The 21,659-nt window shown below is 61.4% G+C and carries 21 protein-coding genes; 14 read left to right on the forward strand and 7 right to left on the reverse strand.

The window, feature by feature from the left end:
• Nucleotides 1-25 precede the first annotated feature (25 nt).
• Complete coding sequence (locus tag WNZ15_RS24730; RefSeq protein WP_342895718.1) at nucleotides 26-1,630, forward strand: isochorismatase family protein; 1,605 nt, start codon at nucleotides 26-28, stop codon at nucleotides 1,628-1,630.
• Nucleotides 1,631-1,695: 65 nt separating this feature from the next.
• On the opposite strand, the gene WNZ15_RS24735 is transcribed toward WNZ15_RS24730, so the two are convergent.
• From WNZ15_RS24735 to WNZ15_RS24745, 3 genes are all read right to left on the reverse strand, one after another.
• Nucleotides 1,696-2,103, reverse strand: a complete 408-nt coding sequence (locus WNZ15_RS24735; RefSeq protein WP_342895719.1) for a GFA family protein — start codon at nucleotides 2,101-2,103, stop codon at nucleotides 1,696-1,698.
• Nucleotides 2,104-2,121: 18 nt separating this feature from the next.
• Nucleotides 2,122-2,961, reverse strand: a complete 840-nt coding sequence (locus tag WNZ15_RS24740; RefSeq protein WP_342895720.1) for a fumarylacetoacetate hydrolase family protein — start codon at nucleotides 2,959-2,961, stop codon at nucleotides 2,122-2,124.
• A gap of 189 nt (nucleotides 2,962-3,150) precedes the next feature.
• Nucleotides 3,151-3,771, reverse strand: a complete 621-nt coding sequence (locus tag WNZ15_RS24745) for a TetR/AcrR family transcriptional regulator (protein ID WP_342895721.1) — start codon at nucleotides 3,769-3,771, stop codon at nucleotides 3,151-3,153.
• 292 nt (nucleotides 3,772-4,063) lie between these two features.
• Here WNZ15_RS24745 and WNZ15_RS24750 point away from each other — a divergent pair, with 292 nt between their 5' ends.
• The 8 genes from WNZ15_RS24750 to cynS all read left to right on the forward strand — a co-directional run bounded on the left by WNZ15_RS24750 (nucleotide 4,064) and on the right by cynS (nucleotide 11,576).
• Nucleotides 4,064-4,897 carry an ABC transporter ATP-binding protein gene (locus tag WNZ15_RS24750; protein WP_342895722.1) on the forward strand — a complete coding sequence of 278 codons (834 nt, stop codon included), beginning with the start codon at nucleotides 4,064-4,066 and terminating at the stop codon, nucleotides 4,895-4,897.
• A gap of 92 nt (nucleotides 4,898-4,989) precedes the next feature.
• Nucleotides 4,990-6,216, forward strand: coding sequence for an ABC transporter substrate-binding protein (locus WNZ15_RS24755; protein WP_342895807.1), 1,227 nt, complete (start codon nucleotides 4,990-4,992; stop codon nucleotides 6,214-6,216).
• Entirely contained in the window at nucleotides 6,213-7,085 is an 873-nt protein-coding gene (locus WNZ15_RS24760; protein ID WP_342895723.1) for an ABC transporter permease, read from the forward strand. Before WNZ15_RS24755 ends, WNZ15_RS24760 begins: the two co-directional genes overlap by 4 nt.
• A 37-nt stretch (nucleotides 7,086-7,122) precedes the next feature.
• Entirely contained in the window at nucleotides 7,123-7,659 is a 537-nt protein-coding gene (locus tag WNZ15_RS24765; RefSeq protein ID WP_103222392.1) for an OsmC family protein, read from the forward strand.
• An 83-nt stretch (nucleotides 7,660-7,742) separates the two neighbouring features.
• Nucleotides 7,743-8,897: an acyl-CoA dehydrogenase family protein gene (locus WNZ15_RS24770; protein WP_342895724.1), complete on the forward strand. Its 1,155-nt coding sequence runs from the start codon at nucleotides 7,743-7,745 to the stop codon at nucleotides 8,895-8,897.
• A 35-nt stretch (nucleotides 8,898-8,932) separates the two neighbouring features.
• Nucleotides 8,933-9,787, forward strand: a complete 855-nt coding sequence (locus tag WNZ15_RS24775; RefSeq protein WP_342895725.1) for a sulfurtransferase — start codon at nucleotides 8,933-8,935, stop codon at nucleotides 9,785-9,787.
• A gap of 66 nt (nucleotides 9,788-9,853) precedes the next feature.
• A complete protein-coding gene (locus tag WNZ15_RS24780; protein ID WP_342895726.1) occupies nucleotides 9,854-11,032 on the forward strand; it encodes an FAD-dependent oxidoreductase in 1,179 nt (392 codons plus the stop codon).
• A 40-nt stretch (nucleotides 11,033-11,072) separates the two neighbouring features.
• Nucleotides 11,073-11,576 (forward strand): cyanase, encoded by a 504-nt coding sequence (cynS, locus tag WNZ15_RS24785; protein WP_342895727.1) that lies wholly within the window; start codon nucleotides 11,073-11,075, stop codon nucleotides 11,574-11,576.
• A 122-nt stretch (nucleotides 11,577-11,698) separates the two neighbouring features.
• Here cynS and WNZ15_RS24790 read toward each other — a convergent pair whose 3' ends face one another.
• A complete protein-coding gene (locus WNZ15_RS24790) occupies nucleotides 11,699-13,141 on the reverse strand; it encodes a phosphatidylserine decarboxylase (protein ID WP_342895728.1) in 1,443 nt (480 codons plus the stop codon).
• Between the two features lie 180 nt (nucleotides 13,142-13,321).
• Nucleotides 13,322-14,107, reverse strand: a complete 786-nt coding sequence (locus tag WNZ15_RS24795; RefSeq protein ID WP_342895729.1) for a YafY family protein — start codon at nucleotides 14,105-14,107, stop codon at nucleotides 13,322-13,324.
• 85 nt (nucleotides 14,108-14,192) lie between these two features.
• Here WNZ15_RS24795 and WNZ15_RS24800 point away from each other — a divergent pair, with 85 nt between their 5' ends.
• Complete coding sequence (locus WNZ15_RS24800) at nucleotides 14,193-14,789, forward strand: glutathione S-transferase family protein (RefSeq protein WP_342895730.1); 597 nt, start codon at nucleotides 14,193-14,195, stop codon at nucleotides 14,787-14,789.
• Between the two features lie 82 nt (nucleotides 14,790-14,871).
• Here the strand turns inward: WNZ15_RS24800 and WNZ15_RS24805 are convergent, their stop codons facing one another.
• Nucleotides 14,872-15,369, reverse strand: coding sequence for a PilZ domain-containing protein (locus WNZ15_RS24805; protein WP_342895731.1), 498 nt, complete (start codon nucleotides 15,367-15,369; stop codon nucleotides 14,872-14,874).
• Between the two features lie 289 nt (nucleotides 15,370-15,658).
• Between WNZ15_RS24805 and cysQ the strand changes: the two genes are divergently transcribed.
• The 3 genes from cysQ to cysN are packed head-to-tail and all read left to right on the forward strand — an operon-like array spanning nucleotide 15,659 to nucleotide 19,424.
• The gene (cysQ, locus tag WNZ15_RS24810; RefSeq protein WP_342895732.1) at nucleotides 15,659-16,501 is read left to right on the forward strand and encodes a 3'(2'),5'-bisphosphate nucleotidase CysQ; all 843 of its coding nucleotides are present in this window, start codon (nucleotides 15,659-15,661) and stop codon (nucleotides 16,499-16,501) included.
• Nucleotides 16,502-16,558: 57 nt separating this feature from the next.
• Nucleotides 16,559-17,488 carry a sulfate adenylyltransferase subunit CysD gene (gene cysD, locus WNZ15_RS24815; protein WP_342895733.1) on the forward strand — a complete coding sequence of 310 codons (930 nt, stop codon included), beginning with the start codon at nucleotides 16,559-16,561 and terminating at the stop codon, nucleotides 17,486-17,488.
• A gap of 1 nt (nucleotide 17,489) precedes the next feature.
• Nucleotides 17,490-19,424: a sulfate adenylyltransferase subunit CysN gene (gene cysN, locus WNZ15_RS24820; protein ID WP_342895734.1), complete on the forward strand. Its 1,935-nt coding sequence runs from the start codon at nucleotides 17,490-17,492 to the stop codon at nucleotides 19,422-19,424.
• Between the two features lie 27 nt (nucleotides 19,425-19,451).
• Here cysN and galE read toward each other — a convergent pair whose 3' ends face one another.
• Nucleotides 19,452-20,441, reverse strand: coding sequence for a UDP-glucose 4-epimerase GalE (gene galE, locus WNZ15_RS24825; RefSeq protein ID WP_342895735.1), 990 nt, complete (start codon nucleotides 20,439-20,441; stop codon nucleotides 19,452-19,454).
• A gap of 192 nt (nucleotides 20,442-20,633) precedes the next feature.
• On the opposite strand from galE, the gene WNZ15_RS24830 reads away from it, so the two are divergent.
• Complete coding sequence (locus tag WNZ15_RS24830; protein ID WP_342895736.1) at nucleotides 20,634-21,647, forward strand: NAD-dependent epimerase/dehydratase family protein; 1,014 nt, start codon at nucleotides 20,634-20,636, stop codon at nucleotides 21,645-21,647.
• Nucleotides 21,648-21,659 lie beyond the last annotated feature (12 nt).

Raw genomic sequence — 21,659 nt, forward strand, 5'->3', positions numbered from 1 at the left:
CGGGCAGTAATCGGGAGCATGACGCATGGCACATCAGGCGATCGCAGACGGATTTCACAAGATCATTGACGTGAATGAACCGGTTCGGCATCTGGGGACCGGCTTCATCTTTACCGAGGGGCCGCTTTGGCACCCGGTCGAGAACCACCTGATCTTTTCGGACATGCCCGGCGATGTTCGCCGCAAGTATGTGCCCGGACAAGGCATCAGCGAGATTGCCCGCCCGTCCAACAAGGGCAACGGCATGACCTATGATGCCGACCTGAATCTGTTGATCTGCGAGCATGCCACCAGTTCCGTCGTGCGGGTGAACAGGGATGGAACGCGTGAAACGCTGTGCTCGAAGTTCGCTGGCAAGGAGCTCAACAGTCCGAATGACATTGTTGTCGCCAACGACGGCAGCATCTATTTCACCGACCCCACCTACGGTCGCCAGGAGCATTTCGGCGTACCGCGCCCGACACAACTGGACTTCCAGGGGGTCTATCGACTGCCGCCGGGACATCGGCCGGGCGATGAGCCCCAGCTCGTGGTTGACAAATACCTGTTCGGTCAGCCCAACGGCCTGTGTTTCTCGCCCTGTGGCAAATGGATGTGGGTGAATGACACCGATCAGGCCAACATCCGAATGTTCGATGTGGCCGACGATGGTCATCTGACCAATGGCCGGCTATTCGCAGGCGGCATTCGCGACGATCAACTGGCCGGGCTGCCGGACGGCATGAAGGCCGACCAGGACGGCAATCTCTATGTGACAGCCCCGGGCGGTGTCTGGGTCTATTCGTTCCACGGCGAACTGCTCGGCAAGATCACCTGCCCTGAAATGGTTGCCAACATGCACTGGGGCGGGGACGACTGGTCGACCTTGTTCCTGTGCGCTTCCACCTCGCTCTATTCTGTAAGAACGCGCAAGCGGGGCAGGGAAGAACCCTTCATGCGGTACAGGTTCCACCCTCCAAAAGCCCAGGAGCTCCCTGCTGTGACATCTTCCGCGGCCTCTTCGCTGATCCTGAAAGATCACCTTGATTTCCGGATCGAGGGCGCGCGTACAGCGATGATCCTGCAAGATCTGCAAAATGACGTGATGATTGACGGGGGCGCGTTTGCAGCCACCGGATCTCCGGATCATGCCCGCGACCAGAATGTGGTCGCCAATGTCCGACGGCTGGCGGACGCCGTCCGGTCTCGGGGCGGCATGATCATTCATGTCTGGATGGTCTTGGAACCGGGAGCGCCGTATCTGTGCCAACATGCGGAGCTTCAAAAAGGATTGAAGGACAACAAGGCTCTGGTGCGTGGGACCTGGGGCGTTGCGCCGGCTGCGGGACTGGAGCCGCAGCCCGGTGACCTGATTGTCGAGAAGATGAGCATGAGCGCCTGGGAGACCTCCCGTCTTGACGCCTATCTCCGCCACGGCGGCCGCGATACGATCATAAACACCGGCAGCTGGACCAACATGAGTGTTGAACACACGGCCCGGACCGGAGCGGACAAGGGCTACCGGATGATCGTCCCCGAAGACGCCTGTTCGACCATGAATGCGGATTGGCACCAGGCGTCGATCAACTACGCGATGCAGAACGTGGCGGCCGTTACCAGAACCAACGCGGTGATTGCAGCGCTCGCCTGACGAAACAAATCCGGCTGAAGGTCGACCTTCAGCCGGATACTGTATGTCCAACGGCGCAAAAAGCCTCAGCCGGGCATGGTTGAATGGGTCGGCAATTGAGGGTCCATTGGCGTGCTTGGGACGGCGGTTGCGCAGTAGATGTTCATCATCGGTCGTATGAGAGAGGCATCATCGACGGATCCGGCCCGAAGTCCGAGGGTTCCCGGTCGGTTGGTGTTGCGGCTGAACAGTTGCGAGCCGCAGTTTTCGCAAAAGACCTTGGTCATCGAGGCGCCGCTGTCCGCGCTGTGACTGAAGCTGCGCGGATACCCGTTGATCGTCACCTTGTCTTCGGGAACAAACATCGTTGTCGCGTGAACCGAGCCCATGGCCTTGCGGCAATCTGTACAATGACAGTTGAGGACAAGCGCCGGATCTGCTTCGCACGTATAGGTCACGCTGCCACACAGGCAGCCGCCGGTAAATCGGGTCATGTCAGACTTTCTTTTGGGTCAAACAGGGAAGGCAACCACGTTCTGGCGCTGATCGCCGAGGCCGGTAATGCCGAGAGATACGGTGTCTCCTGGACGCAGGAACTTTTGCGGCTTCATGCCCATTCCAACCCCCGGGGGCGTGCCTGTCGTGATGATGTCACCGGGCATGAGTGTCAGGAAATCGCTGAGGAAAGAGACGATCCTGGCGACCGGGAAGATCATCGTCGACGTGTTGCCGGTCTGGCAACGCATACCGTTGACATCGAGATAGAGGTCCAGTGCCTGCGGGTCCGGAACCTCGTCCCTGGTTACGAGCCAGGGGCCGACGGGGGCGAAACTGTCACAGGATTTACCCTTGACCCACTGGCCGCCCCAGTCCGATTGAAAGCTCCGTTCGGACACGTCATTGACGACGCAATAGCCGGCAACATGTCTCAGTGCTTCGGTCTCCGGGACGTGTTGGGCCTTTGTCCCGATGATGACGCCGAGTTCCACCTCCCAGTCGGTCTTGACCGAACCCCTTGGGATCGTGATCGGATCGTTGGCACCACTTGCCGGACAGGCTTTCATGAACAGGATCGGGTGTTCGGGGATAGGAAGATTGCTCTCCTTTGCATGGTCGGAGTAGTTGAGGCCAATGCAGAATATCCGCCTGACATCCGAAAGGATGGGGGCATAGTCACCGGCAATGACCGGCAGGAGATCAATGTTTATGCCACGCAGGTGATCGAGCACTCCGGGTTCAACCGACCCCGGTGTGATGTCGGCTGCATGACCACTCAGATCCCGCGCCAGACCCTCGTTGTCGATCGCAGCAGGGCGAATGCCGTTTTCAGTCCGGATGCGGCAAAGTTTCATGCGTGTGTTCCTTGTTGCTGAGCGCAACATAGGCGAGCGCCTCGACTGCAGGCGTATCGTTTGGTCTTCTTTTTGTTTCTGGAAAAGGTGCGGCACGGGGGACACCAGCAGCCGGCGCTTCCTTCGGCAGGGTCTTCGCAGCGAGGGCGCAGTCCGCCTGATCCGCGATTTTTGTCAATTACGGTTGATTTACACCTGGTGCGTGCTCAGGACCCTGGCGGCCGCATTCCGGGCATGGTCGGCGATGCTCGGGTCCCGTGTGATGAGAGCGGCCACGATGGCACCGTCGATCAGGAGGGCCAGCTCATGGGTCAGCCCCTCCGCGTCTTCTGGCCGGGCTTCCCGGGCCAGGTCGCGTATCTTGTCGAGGACGACGGTCTTGTGCCGGAGCGCAATGGCGCGCATGCGGTCGTCATCCTTGTCGTTCTCCGCAACCGCGTTGATAAAGGGGCAGCCATAGAAGTGCTCTTCGGCGAACCACTTTTTCAAAACATCGAACAGATGGACGAGCTTGTCCGACGACGTGCCGGGCAGGGCATCGACCTCTGCGACGAACCATGTGCGCCAGGTCTCCCCCTCCCGTTCCAGAACTGCCTCGACCAGCCCCTCCTTGGAACCGAAGGCCTTGTAGAGGGTCGTTTTCGCCGTGCCCGCGGCCGCAATCACCGCGTCCACGCCGGTCGCGTTGATGCCCTGCTTGCAGAACAGGTCCGAGGCCGCCAGCAGAAGGCGCTCCCGGGCGGAGCCACGGTCCGGACCGGAATTGAGAGCGGCAATGCCGTGTGACGTGGCGCTTGAAGTGGGGGGCACCGGAAAACCTTTCCAAAAGATACCGACCGATCTGTTTCCTTTCACTACTGGACCAAGGCGGGTTTTTCAATCCTGCAATGTGCACAGCCGGGGTGAACCTCAGGTACACCGGGCGCGGAATTAGGCTGTCTTGGAAGGCGTTCGGTCGTAAATTGTGCAGTGCATATCGAACGGTTCTTTTGCAGGTTTATCAAAAATATTAATGAAAACAAAAGGTAACACGTAAATCGCTGAGTTGGCATGGTCTCTGCTTACAGGAAACAGAACGGTATGTTTCTATCTGGAGTAGTCCATGACTGGCGGTGCTCATATTCAGGCGATCGGAATTTCCCACACCTACAAGGGGGGCGGGGCGAAGGCTCTCGGGCATATCGATCTCGAAATCTCTCCGGGGGAAGCCCTTGCGCTGATCGGCAGGTCCGGATGTGGCAAATCCACGCTCCTGCATGTCCTGTCCGGCCTGTCTCTTCCGACGGCGGGCAGGGTTCTGGTCGATGGCGCACGCATAACGGAGCCGTCGCCGAGCCGGATCATGATGTTTCAGGCGCCAAGCCTGTATCCCTGGATGAGTGTCGAACAGAACGTCGGGCTCGGCCTGCGTTTCAACGGCAGGACCAGGGAGGCAGGCAATCGCATTCCTGAAGTGCTGGAACTGGTCGAACTCGGCGACTATGCAAAACGCAATGTCCAGGATCTCTCCGGCGGTCAGCAACAGCGTGTCGCTCTTGCCCGTTCTCTTGCGCTGAAACCCGAGGTCCTGCTGCTCGATGAGCCTCTCTCGGCGCTCGACGCCTTTACCCGTCATGCGCTGCAACGGGACATCCGCCGGATCTGCAAGGATCTCGGCATCACCCTTGTGCTGGTCACGCACGACATCAACGAAGCCGTGATGATGGCCGACCGCGCTCTGGTGATGAAAGCCGATCCCGGCGACATCGAAGCCGAGATCAGGATCGACATTGCGGGCGACCGCCTTCCGTCCATGCCTGACTTCGCGGAGGCGCGCCGCAAGCTCGTGGCGGCCTATGAGACCGCCGCCGGCATGGCAATGGCCGAGGCCCAGGGCTTCATTCCATTGGACAGCCTGAACGCTCCTGCACCGATTGATCGGCTGGCAGCCAATTGATCCGTTTTCCAGACCAACAAAGGCATCAGACCATGAGCAAGACCGACAGCACTTATCTCGACAGCCTGAAGACCGGGCAATTCGACTGGGCCATGGAGAAATGGGCAGGAGAGGCCTACGCGGGAGATTATTCCCGCCGCCAGATGCTGAACATGTTCGCCAAGGGCGGCTTGTTCGCGTCGCTGTCCGGGCTTCTCGCCTCATTGCCCCAGATGTCCTATGCCCAGGAGGATGAGGTCGTGCGTATCGGCTATCTGCCGATCACCGATGCGACGGCATTGCTGGTGGCCCATGCCAAGGGCTTCTTTGCCGATGAGGGGCTGGAGGCCGAGCGTCCGACCCTGATCCGCGGATGGTCGCCTTTGATCGAGGGCTTCGTGTCCAACAAGTTCAACGTCGTCCACTTCCTCAATCCGATCCCGATCTGGATGCGCTACAACAACAAGTTTCCGGTCAAGATCATGGCCTGGGCACACACCAACGGCTCCGGCCTCGTCGTTGGAAAACACACTGACATCACCGACTTTTCCCAACTGGGCGGCAAGCAGGTGGCGGTGCCGTTCTGGTATTCGATGCACAACATCGTGCTCCAGTACGCGCTGAGAGCGTCCGGTGTCACCCCGGTCATCAAGGGGCCGGGAGAGCCGCTGGCCGCAAACGAATGCAATCTTCAGGTCATGGCGCCGCCGGAAATGCCGGCCTCCCTCGCGGCCCGCAAGCTCGATGCCTATATCGTCGCGGAACCCTTCAACGCACTTGGCGAGATGAAGGCCGGTGCACGCATGCTGCGGTTCACCGGCGACATCTGGAAGAACCATCCCTGTTGCGTGTTGTGCATGCACGAGGAAGCGACCAAGGCGCGTCCCGAGTGGACCCAGAAAGTGGTCAACGCCGTGGTGCGCGGTGCGATCTACGCTTCGACCAACAAGGCTGAAGTCGCCGAGATCATTTCAAAGAACGGCGAAGGCTATCTCCCGGCACCGGCCCCGGTCGTCAAGCGGGCCATGACCGAATACGACCTGCCCGCCTACCGCGACAGCGGGGCCGTCCAGCATGTCGATGACTGGGGCAACGGCCGCATCGACTTTCAGCCCTGGCCTTACCCGTCGGCCACCAAACTGACGGTCGAGCAGATGAAGCAGACCGTGGTTGGCGGCGACAAGAACTTTCTGGCGGACCTCGATCCGTCCTTTGTCGCCGACGATCTGGTGGATCGCAGCTTCGTCAAGGCATCGCTTGAAAAATACCCGGAGTGGAAGAACGACCCGTCGGTCAATCCGGATGACCCCTTCAATCGCGAGGAGGTCCTGTCGCTGTGAGCGAGACGAGCCCGATCTTAACGCGGGAGGCCGGTTTCACGCCGGCTGCCGCGGTGGCCGGCACCAGGCCTTTCCTGTCTGAGGACATGAAGGGCAGGTTGAGCGGCAGCCTCGAAAGCCTGGGTTACACGGTGGCCGGCCTGGCCCTGCTTGTGGCGGTCTGGTGGGTTGGCGGGCGCATGGTTGAAGCGTCCGATGATCTTTATGCCTTCGCTGATTTCGCGCCGGCCCCGACCCTGCTGCGGCTGAGAGAGATGATCGCGACAGGGGAGGCGTTCCAGATAACGGTTCCAAGCCTGGTCAGGGTCGCTTCGGGGTTGTTCTGGGCCATCGTTATTGGCGTGCCCGTCGGCATTCTGGTCGGCGCGATCACGGGCTTCCGCAAGCTTACGAATGTGCCGTTTCAGTTCCTCCGGATGATTTCGCCCCTGTCCTGGATGCCGATCGCGGTCATGGCCTTTGCCACCTGGGAAGGCGCGATCGTCTTCCTGATCGCGGTCGCCGCCATCTGGCCGGTCCTGTTTTCGACGGCTTCGGGTCTCAGGCGCATCGAACCTTCCTGGTTCAAGGTGGCCCGCAACCTGGGTGCCCGGCCCTGGCACATGCTGTTTGTCATCATCCTGCCCGCGATCTCGCAGGACATTCTGGCCGGCATCCGCCTGGCGCTTGGCGTCGCCTGGATCATCCTCGTTCCTGCCGAATACCTCGGGGTCACGTCCGGGCTCGGCTACGCCATCAACGACGCCCGCGACACGCTCGAATACGACCGGCTCGCGGCCACCGTCGTGATCATCGGGGTGATCGGGTTCAGCCTGGACACCCTGTTGCAGCTGGCCATCGCAAAACTCAGCTGGCTGCGATCATCCTGATTTCATTTTGCCCAAGGAAACCAAGAAGGAGAATTTGATGTCCGAACCTGCAACAGCCCTGACGGGATGTCTGGCACCAATCGACAAGGGCGGTCTCGATGCCCTGATCGAAAATGGCAAGAAGAACCCGAAAGCGGTCAAGACCCTGAAGTGCAAGACCGTTGCGGAAGGTCGTTTCCGGCATGCCAACTACATCCGCGACCTGGATCCTTACATTGTCGACGAACCGCCGGGCCTGCTGGGTGACGACACCGCGCCGAACCCGTCGGAAGCGTCTCTGGCGGCGCTTGGCTCGTGTATCGCCGTCGGTCTGCACGCCAACGCGGTGCATCGGGGCATCACCATCAATTCGCTCGAAGTTGAACTTGAAGGCGATCTCAACATCACCGCTGTCTGGGGCACGGGCGATGTCAGCGAGAAACCGGTCGGTTTCACCGATGTGCGGATCAATGTCCACATGGACGCGGATGCACCTCAGGAAACGATCGACGAACTGATCGCCCATGTGTGCCAGTGGTCGCCGGTGTTCAACACCTTCTCGCGGCCGGTGAACATGGTCGCGGCGTCTCTCTGATGCCTCCGGTCCGCCCCGCCGCATCAGGCGGGGCGGACCGTCTCCACAGTCAAACCCCGTCCGCGGAACGAGGAGGTGAAAAGATGAACGCACAGGTACAGCTCAAGACGGTCGAAGATGCGGTGCCGCGGCAGAGCGTCCCGGACATTCTGGCGAATGTGGCGCGGATCGCGAAGTCCGACCTTGCTCCGCTGGTTCAGGACATCGATCTGAAGGGCGTCTACCCGGAAGCCGTGATGCGCGCGCTTGGCAACGCCGGCGCTTTTGCTCAACACGCCCCGATGGCCACCGCAGATACAAGTTCTCCCGAAGCCTTCGATCTCGAGACGTCGATTCGCGCCATGACGATTGTGGGGGAGGAGTGCCTTTCGACCGCCTTCTGCGTCTGGTGTCAGGATGCACTCGCCTGGTACATCGCGAATTCCGAGAACGAGACCCTCAGGCAGACCCTGGGCCCGAAGATCGCCAGTGGCGAAGTTCTGGGCGGCACCGGCCTGTCCAATCCGATGAAGTCGCTTTTCGGGATCGAAAAGCTTCGTCTGAAAGGCGTTCGTGTCGAAGGGGGCTATGAAGTCACGGGCACTCTGCCCTGGGTCTCGAACCTCGGCGAAGATCATCATTTCGGAATAGTCTTTTCCTTGCCGGAGGAAAACGAACACAAGGTCATGGCCGTCGCCGATTGTTCGGCCCCGGGTGTAAAGATCTCTGAAAATGACGATTTCGTTGCACTGGACGGGACCCGGACCTTTGCCATCCAGCTGCGCAAGGCGTTCATCCCGGCAGGGAGCGTGCTGGCGGATCCGATCGACGACTATATCCCGCGTATTCGCGCAGGCTTCATTCTGCTGCAGGCCGGCATGGCCTTCGGGATGATCCGCTCCTGCATCGATCTCATGGAGCAGGCCGGCCAGACCCTGTCGCACGTCAATTGTCACCTTCCGGATCAGCCGGACGACTTCCGGTCTCAGCTTGAAGCGATGGAGACCGAGGTTTTCGAACTTGCCCGCACGCCCTTCGACACGTCGAAGGAGTATTTCATCCGCGTCATCAAGGCCCGTCTGGCGGCGGGCGATGCGTCGGTGGCCGCCGCACACAACGCGATGCTTCATTGCGGCGCGCGCGGGTATGTGCGCCGCGGTGCGGCCCAGCGGAGACTGCGAGAGGCCTATTTCGTGGCCATCGTGACACCCGCCACCAAACAGCTCAGAAAAATGCTGGCAGACCTGGGGGCTGCCTGATCACACCGCATTTCCAACGAAAAAGGAGCATGACCATGACGGACGGAACCCTGATTTCTGCCTCGGGACTCGAGAGCCTCGTTGCAAGTGAACCCTGTGTCGTGATCGATACACGGGCCCCGGAAGCCTACGCCGCCGGTCACATTCCCGGCGCCGTCAATCTGCACGATATCTTCACCTATCTGGCGACCTCGTCACCTGAAGGCATTGCCGAATTGCGCGGAAAATTCGCGGAGGAATTCGGCTCGGTCGGTCTTTCGGGTGCAGAAACCGCAGTGATCTACGAACAGTCGATGGCGTCCGGATTCGGACAGTCCTGCCGGGGCTATTTTCTGCTGCAGTATCTCGGATATCCGAAGATCAAGGTGTTGCACGGCGGCTACGAGGCCTGGGTTGCTGCCGGCCTGTCACAATCAACAGAAGCTGCCACACCGTCGCCCAGGGTCTTCCCGGCTTCGGACAGCGGCGCCGACCTGATGATGGACGTCGCCGACATGATGGCGGCGGTGGACAAGGACGATGTCGTCAAGCTGGATGTGCGCGACATCGACGAGTGGATCGCCGAAAGCTCTTCACCCTATGGCAAGGATTTCTGCCCGCGCAAGGGGCGCATTCCGGGGGCCAGGTGGATCGAATGGTACCGGATGATGAAGCCGACGGCCTCCGGACCGATGATCAAGTCCAGGGAAGAAGTCCTGGCGGAATGCGCCACGGTGGGCATCACGCCGGAGACGCCGGTGGCGCTCTACTGCTTCAAGGGTGCGCGGGCGTCAAACACCTATCTCGCGCTGAAGGAGGCGGGTGTGAAGGACGTGAAGATCTATTTCGGTTCCTGGAACGAATGGTCACGTGACCCTGCGTTGCCGATCGAGGAAGGCCTGCCGTTCTAGGGGCGGTCTTGCGCCGGCGGCGGCAGCCTGCCGCCGGCGCCCGGACATTGAAACAGGACATCGAACATGAACGCGCCGATTGTGATCGTGGGGGCCGGGCAAGCCGGCCTGAAAACGGCCGAGACATTGCGGTCGAAGGGCTTCGACGGAGACCTTGTGCTTTTCGGGGATGAGCATTGGCTCCCCTATCAGCGTCCCCCCTTGTCCAAGGCCTATCTCAAGGGCGATCTGACCGAGGAGCAGCTTTATCTCCGGCCGGAGGCCTATTTCGACGCACATTCAATTGAGTTCCGGATGGGGGCAAGGGTCCTGGGGCTCGATGTTGCCGCCGGAAAGGTCTCCCTGGGCACCGGTCAGGAACTGGCCTATTCCAGACTGGTCCTGGCGACAGGCACACGGGCCCGGCAAATCCCGCTGCCGGGTGCGGATCTGGGCGGCGTCTTCAGCCTGCGCGGCATGGATGATATCGCCCCGCTTCGAACCGCGCTGGAAACTGCCGAGAGCATCGCGATCATCGGCGCCGGCTACGTCGGCATGGAGTTTGCCGCGGTCGCCGCGCGCATGGGCAAGGTCGTGCACGTGGTCGAGGCCCAGCCCCGTGTGCTCATGCGCTCGGTTGCGCCGGAGATGTCCGAGTATTTTCAATCGCTCCACCGCCAGAACGGCGTCGAGTTTCATCTTGGCGCCGGCGTTGCGGCACTGGAGGGCCGAAACGGGGCGGTGGCTGCCGTGAAGCTGGCCGGCGGCAGGGCTCTGAAGGCTGATCTCGTGCTGGTCGCGGTTGGCGCCGTCCCCGTCACCGACCTTGCCGAGGCGGCGGGGCTGGACGTGGCGGCGGGTATCGTCGTCGATGACGCCTGCAGAACATCGGCCCCGGACGTCTTTGCGACCGGCGACTGCTGCCTGTTTCCTTCAAGAAGATACGGGCGGCAGGTGCGCCTCGAAAGCGTACAGAACGCCATAGACCAGTCGAAGGTCGCTGCCGGCGCAATGCTGGGTGAACAGGTCGCCTACGATCCCGTTCCCTGGTTCTGGTCGGATCAATATGACTGCAAACTGCAGATCGCCGGTCTGTCGGAAGGCCATGATCGCACACAGCTGGAAGGGGACCCCGTCAGTGGCAGCTTTTCCCTGAGCTATTTTTGCGGAAGCCGGCTTCTCGCCGTCGACGCCGTCAACGCACCGCGCCAGCACATGATGGCGCGCAAGGAATTGGCCCGGCAACCCGAAGCCGAGGCAGCCTGATTTCTCAACCCCACACCGAAACCCAACCTGGAGAGCACCCATGAGCACCGTAACGACCATGCCATCCGCCGATGCGCCATTGGCCCCCCTGATGACCAAACTGGAGATGACCGAACTCGTCATGGCGGCCAAGTTCGCGAGGCAGGCAAGCTGGGCGGACATTTCGGCTGCGGCCGGCATGTCGGACGTCTTTGTTGTGTCTGCCTGCCTTGGCCAGAATGCCCTGCCTGCGGAAGCGGCAGCGAAGGTCGCGAGTTTCCTCGGTTTCGGCAATCGCACCAGGGATGTCGAGATCGCTCTTCAGTTGCCGCCGAAAAAAGGCCAGGAGGCCGAAACGGTTTCCAAGGACCCGTTGATCTACCGCTTCTTCGAAATCACCTACGTCTATGGCGACACCATCAAGGAACTCATTCATGAGGAATTCGGCGACGGCATCATGAGCGCGATTGATTTCGACCTGAAGATCGAGCGGGAGGAAAACCCCAAGGGAGACCGGGTCAAGATCACCATGTGCGGCAAGTTCCTGCCGTACAATCAATGGTGATTTAACAGAAACCGCCAGCCGGACCGGATTGCGGGTCGACTGGCGGCTCCTGAATGCAATTTTCAGTCTCTTTAAAATAGGGAAGCGACCGGCGGCCCGAGGGGGGAGGGCCGCCGGACTTATCACCCGCCGGAAGGAGGAGCGGGCGGGGTCTGTGGGGTGGCGCTGCAGGTGGTGACGCCGCCAAAACAGCCGTATTTCTCGCCTTGCAGGGAGGTCTTGTAGGCGACGCCCGCGCCCGGCGCCTCTTCCGGCAGGGTCTCCGCGGTCAGGACGAAGTCCGCGTCCTCCTGAAAGATGACCACGAAGTCGGATCCGCCGAAGGCAAAGTTTGCGAATTCCCAGCCCTTGTCGGTCATGGCGCCCTCGGTGACCCAGTCGCGTTTCACGATCGAGGAAACCTGCGCCATGCCCATTGGCGAGATCACCACGGTGCCATGGGACTCCGTCTCGATCCCGATGACCATGCGGGTCTGGCCGAACTGCCAGTCGGCGGTGTCCTGCGGATCGTAGTGGTCAACCTCCTCCGGCCGGCGGGCTTCCGCCCAGCCCGATTTCATCCGGACGCCCGATTGCAGGTGCTTGAGGTAGACGATCTTGCCGGCGACCGGCACGTGAAGCCGGTGATAGTTGTTCACGTTGAGGAACTGGTGAGTCCAGGTGCCCTTGTTGAAGATCGCCGGGTCGATCGCGCCGAACGTCTCCAGGACGGTTTCGCCATCCTTGCCCAGGATGAAGTCGGCGACGTCGCTGTAGAGCTGTCCCTTGATCACTTCTCCGCCCTGGGAGATGCCGTCATAAGTCGTCACCAGCTTGCCGTTGCCGCTGATCGGCCACCATCCTGCCGACGTGCTGTCGCCGATGGCCACAACCGTGGCCGGATCGTCATACCCCTCGACGGGGCGGGAGCCGGTGGGAAAGGTGGCAGCGCACAGTTCGCGGGTGAAAAAGTCCTGGAACGTGGTGTAGCCGCCCTCGGGCGGACAATACCAGTCGCCGAAATTGGGGTCGCCGGTGAAGTCGGGGACATGAACGGCCGAGGCGGGAGTCTCCAGATACTGTCCCCATTCCTCTGCGATGTCGCGCATCCAGTTGGAAAAGGCGTCGTTTTCGAACTGGATCTGGCCGCGCGGATCGGTGGTCAATTGCCGGTCGACCAGGAAATAGCTGAAGGACAGGATGTCCAGGATATTCCAATTGCAGTAATTGGTGCCATCCATGCTGACACGGATCTTGCCGTCGTAAATGCCACTGTCGATGTTCTGCGGCGGATAGGTGACCAGGGCGTCGATGAAATCGTAATAGTCTTCAAGGCTCGCCACCGGATTCGTGTTCGGATCGGAATTGATGATCTGACCGAGTTCGATGGAGCGGGTCAACTGCTCCTGCAGCGCCGGATCGCCTTGAACCAGCGACATCAGCTTTTCCGTTGCCGGTTGGCGGCCCGGGTCCGGACAGTCGGCGGTCTGCGCTCCCGCCGCAGACACGCAGAGTGTCACAAGAAGGCCGGGCAGGAGAGAGAGCCCCGACGCTCGAAAGAGAGAAGTGACAAGGCGGATGTGCATCAAGAAAGGTCCTTTGGCTTGAAAAACGTGTCGATGGGGGCACGCTGCCGGCATTCAAAGGCGGATACTGTTCTTGTTTGCAAAAGAAGATATTCTATTTCAGATATTTAATCAAGAAAAATGCAACCCTAAATAAGCATGACTTCCCGGAACGAGGCACCGGCACCCGATAAGACAGCCTCATGAAACGGTCCCCTCGCTGCCTGCGCCCGTGTCTGGACCTGGGCCGGGCTTGGGGCCGGCACTGGGGCCGAAACTGGTACCTGGCCTGTTGCCGGGGAGAGGTGCATCGTGCCGATGAACATAGGCGCGGATCAGCGCCGCCCGTTTGGGCCGGAAGCTGTCCGCCCCGCGTTGGAGGGACATGATCCTGCTGATGTGGAACAGGCGGTAGTCGTCGCGCAGGCGGCACATCGCGAGCAGCACCAGGCTGGTCTCGCTGTAGGACAGGCCCAGCGGCCAGATATCGCGGGTGGTGACCCGGTCCTGCAGGTCGCGGTAGGTCATCGTCAGGCTGAATTCCTGCCAGCAGGCCTCCCGCAGCAGGTCGAGATCGACCGTGACGGGCGGGCGCTCGTCCGGCTTGCGCCAGGTGCGCATGATCGTATGCATGGCGTGGCGTGCCTGGCTGTCCGGCAATGTCGCGATGATCCTGGCCATGGCGCTGCGGCCCGCGTCGATCAGCGTGGGATCGCCGATCTGGTCGAGGCCGCTCAGGGCCAGCATCAGGGCCTCTATCTCGATCCGGGAGAAACTCTGAGGCGGCAGCACCGGGTCCTCGGTCAGGGAATAGCCGAGGCCGGCGGCACCGTCGATCAGCGCGCCGCCGGCACGCAATGTCGCGATGTCGCGGTAGAGCTGGCGCAGAGAGACGCCGGTTTCCTGCGCAAGCCGCGCGGCGGTCACGGGCTGGGGAAGCCGCCGGAGCAGATCCATCAGGCGCATCAGTCTGTCGGGTCGGGCCATTTGCTCCTGCCGTAATCTGTCAGCAGGGGGACGCTATACCCATCCCACCGCAACTGAAAGACCTCGACATTGAAAGGTTCCGACCATGACAACACTTTTTCACGCCCCCAACAGCCGGTCCTCGACGGTTGTCGCCCTGATCGAGGAACTGGGCGCGCCAGTTGATATCCAGGAAGTGACGATCCCGCGCCATGACGGCTCCGGCAGTCACGATCCGCGAAACCCTCATCCGGAAAAGAAGGTGCCCTTTCTCGTCGACGGCGACGAGCGGGTGCGCGAGCGCGGCGCCATCATGCTCTATCTCACCGACAGGTATCCGCAGGCCGGGCTGGGGCCCGTTGAAGGCGCGCCCGGCCGCGGAGACTATCTGTCCTGGATGTTTTATTATCAGGGCGTCATGGAGCCGGTGATCGTGCTGCACATGGTCGGCGTGTCCCATCCGGTCATAGACGCCAACCTGCGAAATCTGGATGCCGTGATCGAACGGCTGGCGGAGACACTCGAACGCCGGCCCTATCTGCTCGGGGAAGACTATTCCGCCGCCGATCTTCTGTGCAGCAGTGTTTTCCTGTGGCTGCCCGATCTCATGCCGGACAACAAGGTGGTCAGGGACTGGATCACGCGGTGCGGCGAACGTCCGTCGGTGAAACGCGCCCTGGAGCGGGACGCTCAGACGGGCTGACCGGTCGAAAAACATCGAGGCCAGACGCAACAGGCCCCCTTCAGCGCGTGCCGAAGAGGGCCTGTTGCCGTCTTTCGGGATCTCAGCGGCGCTTGCCGAAGGTGGGCTTGCCGCCGCCTGTGGGCCTGGAGCGGGCTGCCGGTGCCGGTTCGCTCCTGGAATCGTCGAAGTGCTTTCGCTGGAAGAAATTGTCGGGGCTGTCGCCGCGTGCGTCGATTTCGCTCTTCAGCGCCTCCTCGGAGGTTTTCAGAACCTGGGCGCGTTGCGCCGAGACCGGACGCTTTTCGCCGAGGAACTGGACACCGCAACGCAGGCCGTCTTCCCAACGGCGTTCGCAAGTGACCTCATAGTCCTCCAGATCGATATGCAGGTCGAATTCCTTCGGCAGCATGTAGGCCTGCTCGAACTCGAGCAACGCGCCGCCCTCGGAAATATTGCGGATGGTGCAGGGAATGGACCTGAGGCCGTGCTGAAAGACCATCTTGCCCTTTTTGAAGACACGGGCCCGCCGCTCGCGCGGGAACTGATCGCTGCTGCTGTCTTCCGCAGGCTGCTGCGGGATCGATTTGGCGTCCGACATGGTCACCTCACGTTTAGGTAGTGCCTGAGGGTGATTTGCACCCAGTTCATCGTACCCTAGCAGAAAAGGCATTGCCAATCCGTGAATCGACCTTCCCGCGGGGAACTCCTCCTGCGCTGCGCAACAAAACGCCGCCCGCCGGGTCCAGAGAAACCCGGGTGTTTTCATTTCGCGCCCATTCGTGGAACAGCATTCCTTGAATTGATACAGGTTCTTTCATTATCTACGGGCAGGCCCTAAGAGCATGGGTTGCGGACGTCCAACGAAGTCCGGGCAGATCGAGGCATTGATGACGGAAGACCAGATATCCTTTTTGAACCAACTGGCGATCCGCGCCGGTGAGGACATTTTGAAAGTCTACTGCGAACCGTTCGAGGTTCTGAGCAAGACCGACGGGTCTCCAGTGACCAAGGCAGATGCCGCGGCGGAGAAAATCATTCTGGCGGGTCTCGCGGAGCGCTTTGCCGGCATTCCGGTGATTGCGGAAGAAGCCGCCGAGGCCGGTGCATTGCCGGCGGTCAGCAGCCGCTATTTTCTTGTCGATCCGCTGGATGGAACCAAGGAGTTCCTGAAGAAGAACGGCGAATTCACGGTCAACATCGCCCTGATCGAGGACGGCAAGCCGGTCTTCGGTGTCGTGTCCGCTCCGGCGCTGGGCGAGATCTATTGGGGCGGCCTGATGGAGACCGCCAGCGGCACGCGCACCGCCGCCTTCACCGGCCGGATCGAAAACGGCGCGGTTGCCGATGCCCGGGAAATCACCGTCAGGACGCCGCCTCCGGAGGGCCTGAGCGTGCTGGCCAGCCGGTCGCATATGTCGGCGGAGACCGCCGACCTGATCGGCCGGGTCATGGTGGCCGAACAGCTTTCGATCGGCTCGTCTCTCAAACTGTGCTGGGTGGCCGCCGGGCGCGCCGATCTCTATCCGCGTCTTGCTCCGACCATGCAGTGGGACATTGCCGCGGGCGACGCGGTGCTCCGGGCGGCCGGAGGCGTTCTGATCCATGCCGCGAGCGGTGAGGATTTCGTCTACCGCGTACCGGAAAACGCGAGCAAGGACGACTTGCGCAATCCGTATTTCATCGCCGCCAGCGGTCGGCAATTGCTTCAGGACCTGGCACCCGCCGCCTGACGCGGAGCCTGGACTTCGAGATCTCGGCCGGACTGCCGGCTCAACGGAAAAGCGAACATGAACATGCAATCTCAGGGGATCACGCCCGAGCGCCTCTCCAACCTGAAGCGGCTTGAAGCGGAAAGCATTCATATCATCCGCGAAGTTGCGGCCGAGTTTTCCAATCCGGTGATGCTCTATTCCATCGGCAAGGACAGCGGCGTGATGCTGCATCTGGCGATGAAGGCATTCTACCCTTCAAAACCTCCGTTTCCCCTGCTGCACGTGGACACGACCTGGAAGTTCCGCGACATGATCGCCTTCCGGGACGAGACGGCAAGCCGCCTGGGCATGGACCTGATCGTGCACACCAATCCGGAGGGGTTGGAGCGCGGGATCAGCCCGTTCGAGCACGGCTCGTCGGTGCACACGCACATCATGAAGACGGAAGCGCTGAAGCAGGCGCTGAACAAATACGGCTTCGACGCGGCTTTCGGCGGCGCGCGCCGGGACGAGGAAAAGTCCCGCGCCAAGGAGCGGGTGTTCTCGTTCCGCAATGCCGCCCATGGCTGGGATCCGAAGAACCAGCGCCCGGAACTGTGGAGCCTCTACAACGCCCGCGTCGCCAAGGGCGAGAGCATCCGTGCCTTTCCCTTGTCCAACTGGACCGAGCTCGACATCTGGCAGTACATCCTGACGGAAAACATCCCGATGGTGCCGCTCTACTTTGCCGCCGTGCGGCCGGTGGTGAACCGGGACGGCATGCTGATCATGGTCGATGACGAGCGCATGAAGCTGCAGGCCGGAGAGGTCATCGAGGAGAAGCTGGTGCGGTTCCGCACGCTCGGCTGCTATCCGCTGACCGGCGCCATTGAATCGGACGCCGACACGCTGCCCGCGATTGTCCGGGAAATGCTGATTGCCCGCACGTCCGAGCGCCAGGGGCGCCTGATCGACAAGGATGAAAGCGCCTCGATGGAAAAGAAGAAGCGGGAAGGGTATTTCTGAGATGACGATCGCGAACCTGGAAGATGCCGCCGAAACGGCCGTCACAGACTATATCCTCGCCCAGGAAACCAAGGACCAGCTCCGTTTCCTGACCTGCGGCTCCGTGGACGACGGCAAGTCGACCCTGATCGGCCGTCTGCTCTACGACACCAAGCTGATCTTCGAGGATCAGCTGGCAGCGCTTGAGCGCGATTCCAAAAAGCACGGCACTGTCGGCGAGGAAATCGATCTGGCCCTGCTGGTCGATGGTCTGGAGGCCGAGCGCGAGCAGGGCATCACCATTGACGTGGCCTATCGTTTCTTCGCTACCGAAAAGCGCAAGTTCATCGTTGCCGACACCCCGGGTCACGAGCAATACACCCGCAATATGGCCACTGGAGCCTCGACCGCCGATCTTGCCGTGCTGCTGGTCGATGCCCGCCACGGGCTGATGGTGCAGACCCGGCGCCACGCCTTCATCGCATCGCTGCTCGGCATCCGTCATGTGGTGCTGGCGATCAACAAGATCGATCTGGTCGACTTCTCCCAGGAGCGGTTCGAGGAGATCCGCAAGGACTTCGAGACCTTCGCCAACGGCTTCGATTTCGAGAGCCTGCAGGCGATCCCCATGTCCGCGCGCTATGGCGACAATGTCACGGCAAGCAGTGACAAGATGGGCTGGTATTCCGGCCCGACCCTTCTGGAACACCTGGAGACCGTCGAGGTCGGCGAGCACGCACTCGAGGCGCCGTTCCGGTTTCCGGTGCAGTGGGTGAACCGGCCCAACCTCGATTTCCGCGGCTATTCCGGGACCGTCGCCAGTGGCCGGGTTGCCGTCGGCGACGAGGTGGTCGTGGCGGGTCCGGCGAAAATCTCGAAGGTGAAGACCATCATCGGAGCCGGCGGAGAAGTTGCCGACGCCGTGGCCGGAGAAGCGGTCACGCTCACCCTGGAAGACGAGATCGACATTTCCCGCGGTGATCTCCTGTCGTCGACGGCGCACCGGCCGGATGTGGCCGATCAGTTCGCCGCCCATGTCATCTGGATGTCCGACGAGCCCTTGCTGCCCGGCCGGCCCTATCTTCTGAAGATCGGCACGCGGACCGTGACGGCGACGGTGTCGGAGATCAAGCACAAGATCAACGTCAACACGTTCGAGCATGTCGCCGGCAAGACGCTGGAACTGAACGAAATCGCCTTCTGCAATTTTGCCCTGTCTTCTGCCGTGCCGTTCGATCCTTATGAAGCCAGCCGCACGACGGGCTCGTTCATTCTCATCGACAGGATGTCGAATGCGACGGTCGGAGCCGGCATGGTCTGGTTCGCGCTGCGCCGGGCCAGCAACATTCACTGGCAGGCACTGGATGTCGACAAGACCGCCCGGTCGGAAAAGATGGGCCAGAAGCCCGCGGTATTGTGGTTCACCGGCCTGTCGGGGTCCGGCAAGTCGACGATCGCCTCGATCGTGGAAAAGAAGCTCCACATCGACGGAAAGCACACCTATACGCTCGACGGCGACAATGTCCGCCACGGTCTCAACAGGGATCTCGGCTTCACCGATGCGGACCGGGTGGAGAACATCCGCCGTGTGGGCGAGGTCGCCGGCCTGTTCGCCGATGCGGGCCTGATCACGCTGGTGTCGTTCATCTCGCCGTTCCAGTCCGAGCGCCGCATGGCGCGCGACCTGCTGGGCGAGGGCGAGTTTATCGAGGTCTTCATCGACACGCCTATCGAGGAGTGCCGCAAGCGTGACCCCAAGGGTCTCTACGCCAAGGCAGACCGCGGTGAAATCAAGAATTTCACCGGCATCGACAGCCCCTATGAAGCCCCGGAAAACCCCGAGATCCACATTCGCAATGTCGGGCGGGATCCGGAGGATATCGCCGAGGAAATCATAGGCTACCTCAGGGAGCACGGCTTCCTGAGCAGCGCCGGCGTCGACGGCGAGGGGATTTAGGACGGTCCCGGCCGACCGGACTTTTCCCTAGGTCCGGTTGCGCCGGCTGAGCGTTTGTTCCCAGCGAAAGGCGTCGCCGACAATCCGGTCGAGATCGTCCAGCTCGGGCTGCCAGTGAAGTTCAGCCCGGGCAAGGGCGTTGTCGGCGATCACTTCCGGGCAGTCTCCCGGGCGCCGGGTGCCCATCTCCACCGTGAAGTCCGAACCGGAGGTGGCCTTCACGGACCGCACCACTTCAAGAACGGAAAACCCCCGCCCATAGCCGCAATTGGCGATCAGGTTGCCGCCGCCCCCGCGCAGGCGTTCGACCGCGAGCCGGTGTGCGCTTGCCAGGTCCGAGACGTGGATATAGTCGCGAATGGCGGTCCCGTCCGGCGTGTCGTAGTCCTGGCCGTGGATCGTCAGCGCAGTGCGTTTGCCGGTTGCGGCCTCGCAGGCGACCTTGATCAGGTTTGTGGCATTGCGGGTCGACTGGCCCGAGCGACCGCGCGGATCGGCCCCTGAGACATTGAAATACCGCAGGGCGGTGACCTTGAGGTCGTGGGCGTTGGCCGCGTCCAGCAGCATCTGTTCCGTCATCAGCTTGGAGGACCCGTAGGGGGCCTCGGGCCGAAGCGGTGCGGTCTCGGCGACCGGAAGGCTGTCAGGCAGGCCGTAGACGGCGGCAGTCGAGGAAAAAACGAAGTGCTTCACACCGCATGCGACGGCGGCTTCCAGCAGTCCCAGCGAATTGACCGTGTTGTTGCGGTAGTATCGCAGCGGATTCTCGACGGATTCAGACAGGATGATCGAACCGGCGAAATGGAGGATGGTCTCGATGCCGTGGTCCCTGAGGATCGTCTCGATTGCATCCTTGTCGGCGATATCGCACCTGTAGAACGGCACGCCTTCCGGGACTAGCCAGTCGAAGCCGGTGCTCAGATCATCCACGACCACCGGGGTCTCTCCGGCGTCCAGAAAGGCCAGCACGGCATGGCTTCCGATGTACCCGGCGCCGCCGGTTATCAAAACGGTCATGGAATCTGTCAACCTTTCTGTCATCGACCTGTCAGATGTATCAGTGATACGTGATTCCGCATGACCGGACCATGCAGGGCATATACTTGGAACGGGACTTTATGATTGCCCGTTCCGGCGAAGCCTTCTAAGACCAGCGCCATCGACGCGTTCCGCATCTCTTACCTCCGATCGAAAGGCTTTGAGCACAACATGAAAACCGTTCTGGTGACCGGCTCCGCAGGATTTATCGGCTATTTCCTGTGCACACGTCTGCTCAAGGACGGATTTCGCGTGATCGGCCTCGATGCCATGACCGACTATTACGATGTCCGGCTGAAGCAGCGCCGCCAGCAGATGCTGCAGCAACACGAGCATTTCAGGGCGGTGAACGACCGGGTCGAGACCCCGGAGCTGCTGATGTCCCTGTTCCGCTCCGAAACGCCCGACTTTGTCATCCACCTGGCCGCCCAGGCCGGCGTGCGCTACTCCATCGAGGCCCCGAGATCCTATCTGGAAAGCAATATCTGCGGCACGTTCGAGTTGCTCGAAGCAGCCCGCGCCTTTCCGCCCGAACACATGCTGCTCGCCTCGACATCCTCCGCCTACGGCGCCAACACGCATATGCCCTACACGGAGACGGACAAGGCCGACCACCAGATGTCGTTCTATGCGGCGACGAAGAAGGCGACCGAGAACATGGCGCATTCCTATGCCCATCTCTACCAGTTGCCGGTCACAATGTTCCGTTTCTTCACCGTCTACGGTCCGTGGGGACGGCCCGACATGGCGCTGTTCAAGTTCACCAAGGCGATTCTCGAGGACCGTCCGATCGATGTCTACAATCACGGCGACATGAAGCGGGACTTCACCTATGTGGAAGACCTGGTCGAGGCCATCCGTCTGCTGATCGACGCGGTTCCGGTCCGTCCCGCCGATGGCGAGGAGGTGCCCGAGGGCGACAGCCTGTCCCCGGTCGCGCCCTGGCGCGTGGTCAATATCGGCAACTCCACGCCCGTGCAGTTGACCGATTACATCGCGGCGATCGAGGCGGCGACCGGAAAGAAGGCGGAACGCAACCTGATGCCGATGCAGGCCGGCGACGTGCCGGCCACCTGGGCCAACGCGGAACTGCTGCAGCACCTCACCGGTTACCGGCCGAAAACCACCGTTCAGGAGGGTGTTGGCCGGTTTGTGGACTGGTACAGGGATTATTACCGGATCTGAGTCTGAACGCAG

This window comes from Roseibium sp. AS2, from assembly GCF_038900065.1.
Taxonomy (GTDB): Bacteria; Pseudomonadota; Alphaproteobacteria; order Rhizobiales; family Stappiaceae; genus Roseibium.

What these genes read in the sequence shown, in the direction of transcription:
- WNZ15_RS24730 (WP_342895718.1), top strand. Translation starts at nt 26, where the DNA reads ATGGCACATCAGGCGATCGCAGACGGATTTCACAAGATCATTGACGTG.
- WNZ15_RS24735 (WP_342895719.1), bottom strand. Translation starts at nt 2,103, where the DNA reads ATGACCCGATTTACCGGCGGCTGCCTGTGTGGCAGCGTGACCTATACG.
- WNZ15_RS24740 (WP_342895720.1), bottom strand. Translation starts at nt 2,961, where the DNA reads ATGAAACTTTGCCGCATCCGGACTGAAAACGGCATTCGCCCTGCTGCG.
- WNZ15_RS24750 (WP_342895722.1), top strand. Translation starts at nt 4,064, where the DNA reads ATGACTGGCGGTGCTCATATTCAGGCGATCGGAATTTCCCACACCTAC.
- WNZ15_RS24755 (WP_342895807.1), top strand. Translation starts at nt 4,990, where the DNA reads ATGGAGAAATGGGCAGGAGAGGCCTACGCGGGAGATTATTCCCGCCGC.
- WNZ15_RS24765 (WP_103222392.1), top strand. Translation starts at nt 7,123, where the DNA reads ATGTCCGAACCTGCAACAGCCCTGACGGGATGTCTGGCACCAATCGAC.
- WNZ15_RS24770 (WP_342895724.1), top strand. Translation starts at nt 7,743, where the DNA reads ATGAACGCACAGGTACAGCTCAAGACGGTCGAAGATGCGGTGCCGCGG.
- WNZ15_RS24775 (WP_342895725.1), top strand. Translation starts at nt 8,933, where the DNA reads ATGACGGACGGAACCCTGATTTCTGCCTCGGGACTCGAGAGCCTCGTT.
- WNZ15_RS24780 (WP_342895726.1), top strand. Translation starts at nt 9,854, where the DNA reads ATGAACGCGCCGATTGTGATCGTGGGGGCCGGGCAAGCCGGCCTGAAA.
- cynS (WP_342895727.1), top strand. Translation starts at nt 11,073, where the DNA reads ATGAGCACCGTAACGACCATGCCATCCGCCGATGCGCCATTGGCCCCC.
- WNZ15_RS24790 (WP_342895728.1), bottom strand. Translation starts at nt 13,141, where the DNA reads ATGCACATCCGCCTTGTCACTTCTCTCTTTCGAGCGTCGGGGCTCTCT.
- WNZ15_RS24795 (WP_342895729.1), bottom strand. Translation starts at nt 14,107, where the DNA reads ATGGCCCGACCCGACAGACTGATGCGCCTGATGGATCTGCTCCGGCGG.
- WNZ15_RS24800 (WP_342895730.1), top strand. Translation starts at nt 14,193, where the DNA reads ATGACAACACTTTTTCACGCCCCCAACAGCCGGTCCTCGACGGTTGTC.
- WNZ15_RS24805 (WP_342895731.1), bottom strand. Translation starts at nt 15,369, where the DNA reads ATGTCGGACGCCAAATCGATCCCGCAGCAGCCTGCGGAAGACAGCAGC.
- cysQ (WP_342895732.1), top strand. Translation starts at nt 15,659, where the DNA reads ATGACGGAAGACCAGATATCCTTTTTGAACCAACTGGCGATCCGCGCC.
- cysD (WP_342895733.1), top strand. Translation starts at nt 16,559, where the DNA reads ATGAACATGCAATCTCAGGGGATCACGCCCGAGCGCCTCTCCAACCTG.
- cysN (WP_342895734.1), top strand. Translation starts at nt 17,490, where the DNA reads ATGACGATCGCGAACCTGGAAGATGCCGCCGAAACGGCCGTCACAGAC.
- galE (WP_342895735.1), bottom strand. Translation starts at nt 20,441, where the DNA reads ATGACCGTTTTGATAACCGGCGGCGCCGGGTACATCGGAAGCCATGCC.
- WNZ15_RS24830 (WP_342895736.1), top strand. Translation starts at nt 20,634, where the DNA reads ATGAAAACCGTTCTGGTGACCGGCTCCGCAGGATTTATCGGCTATTTC.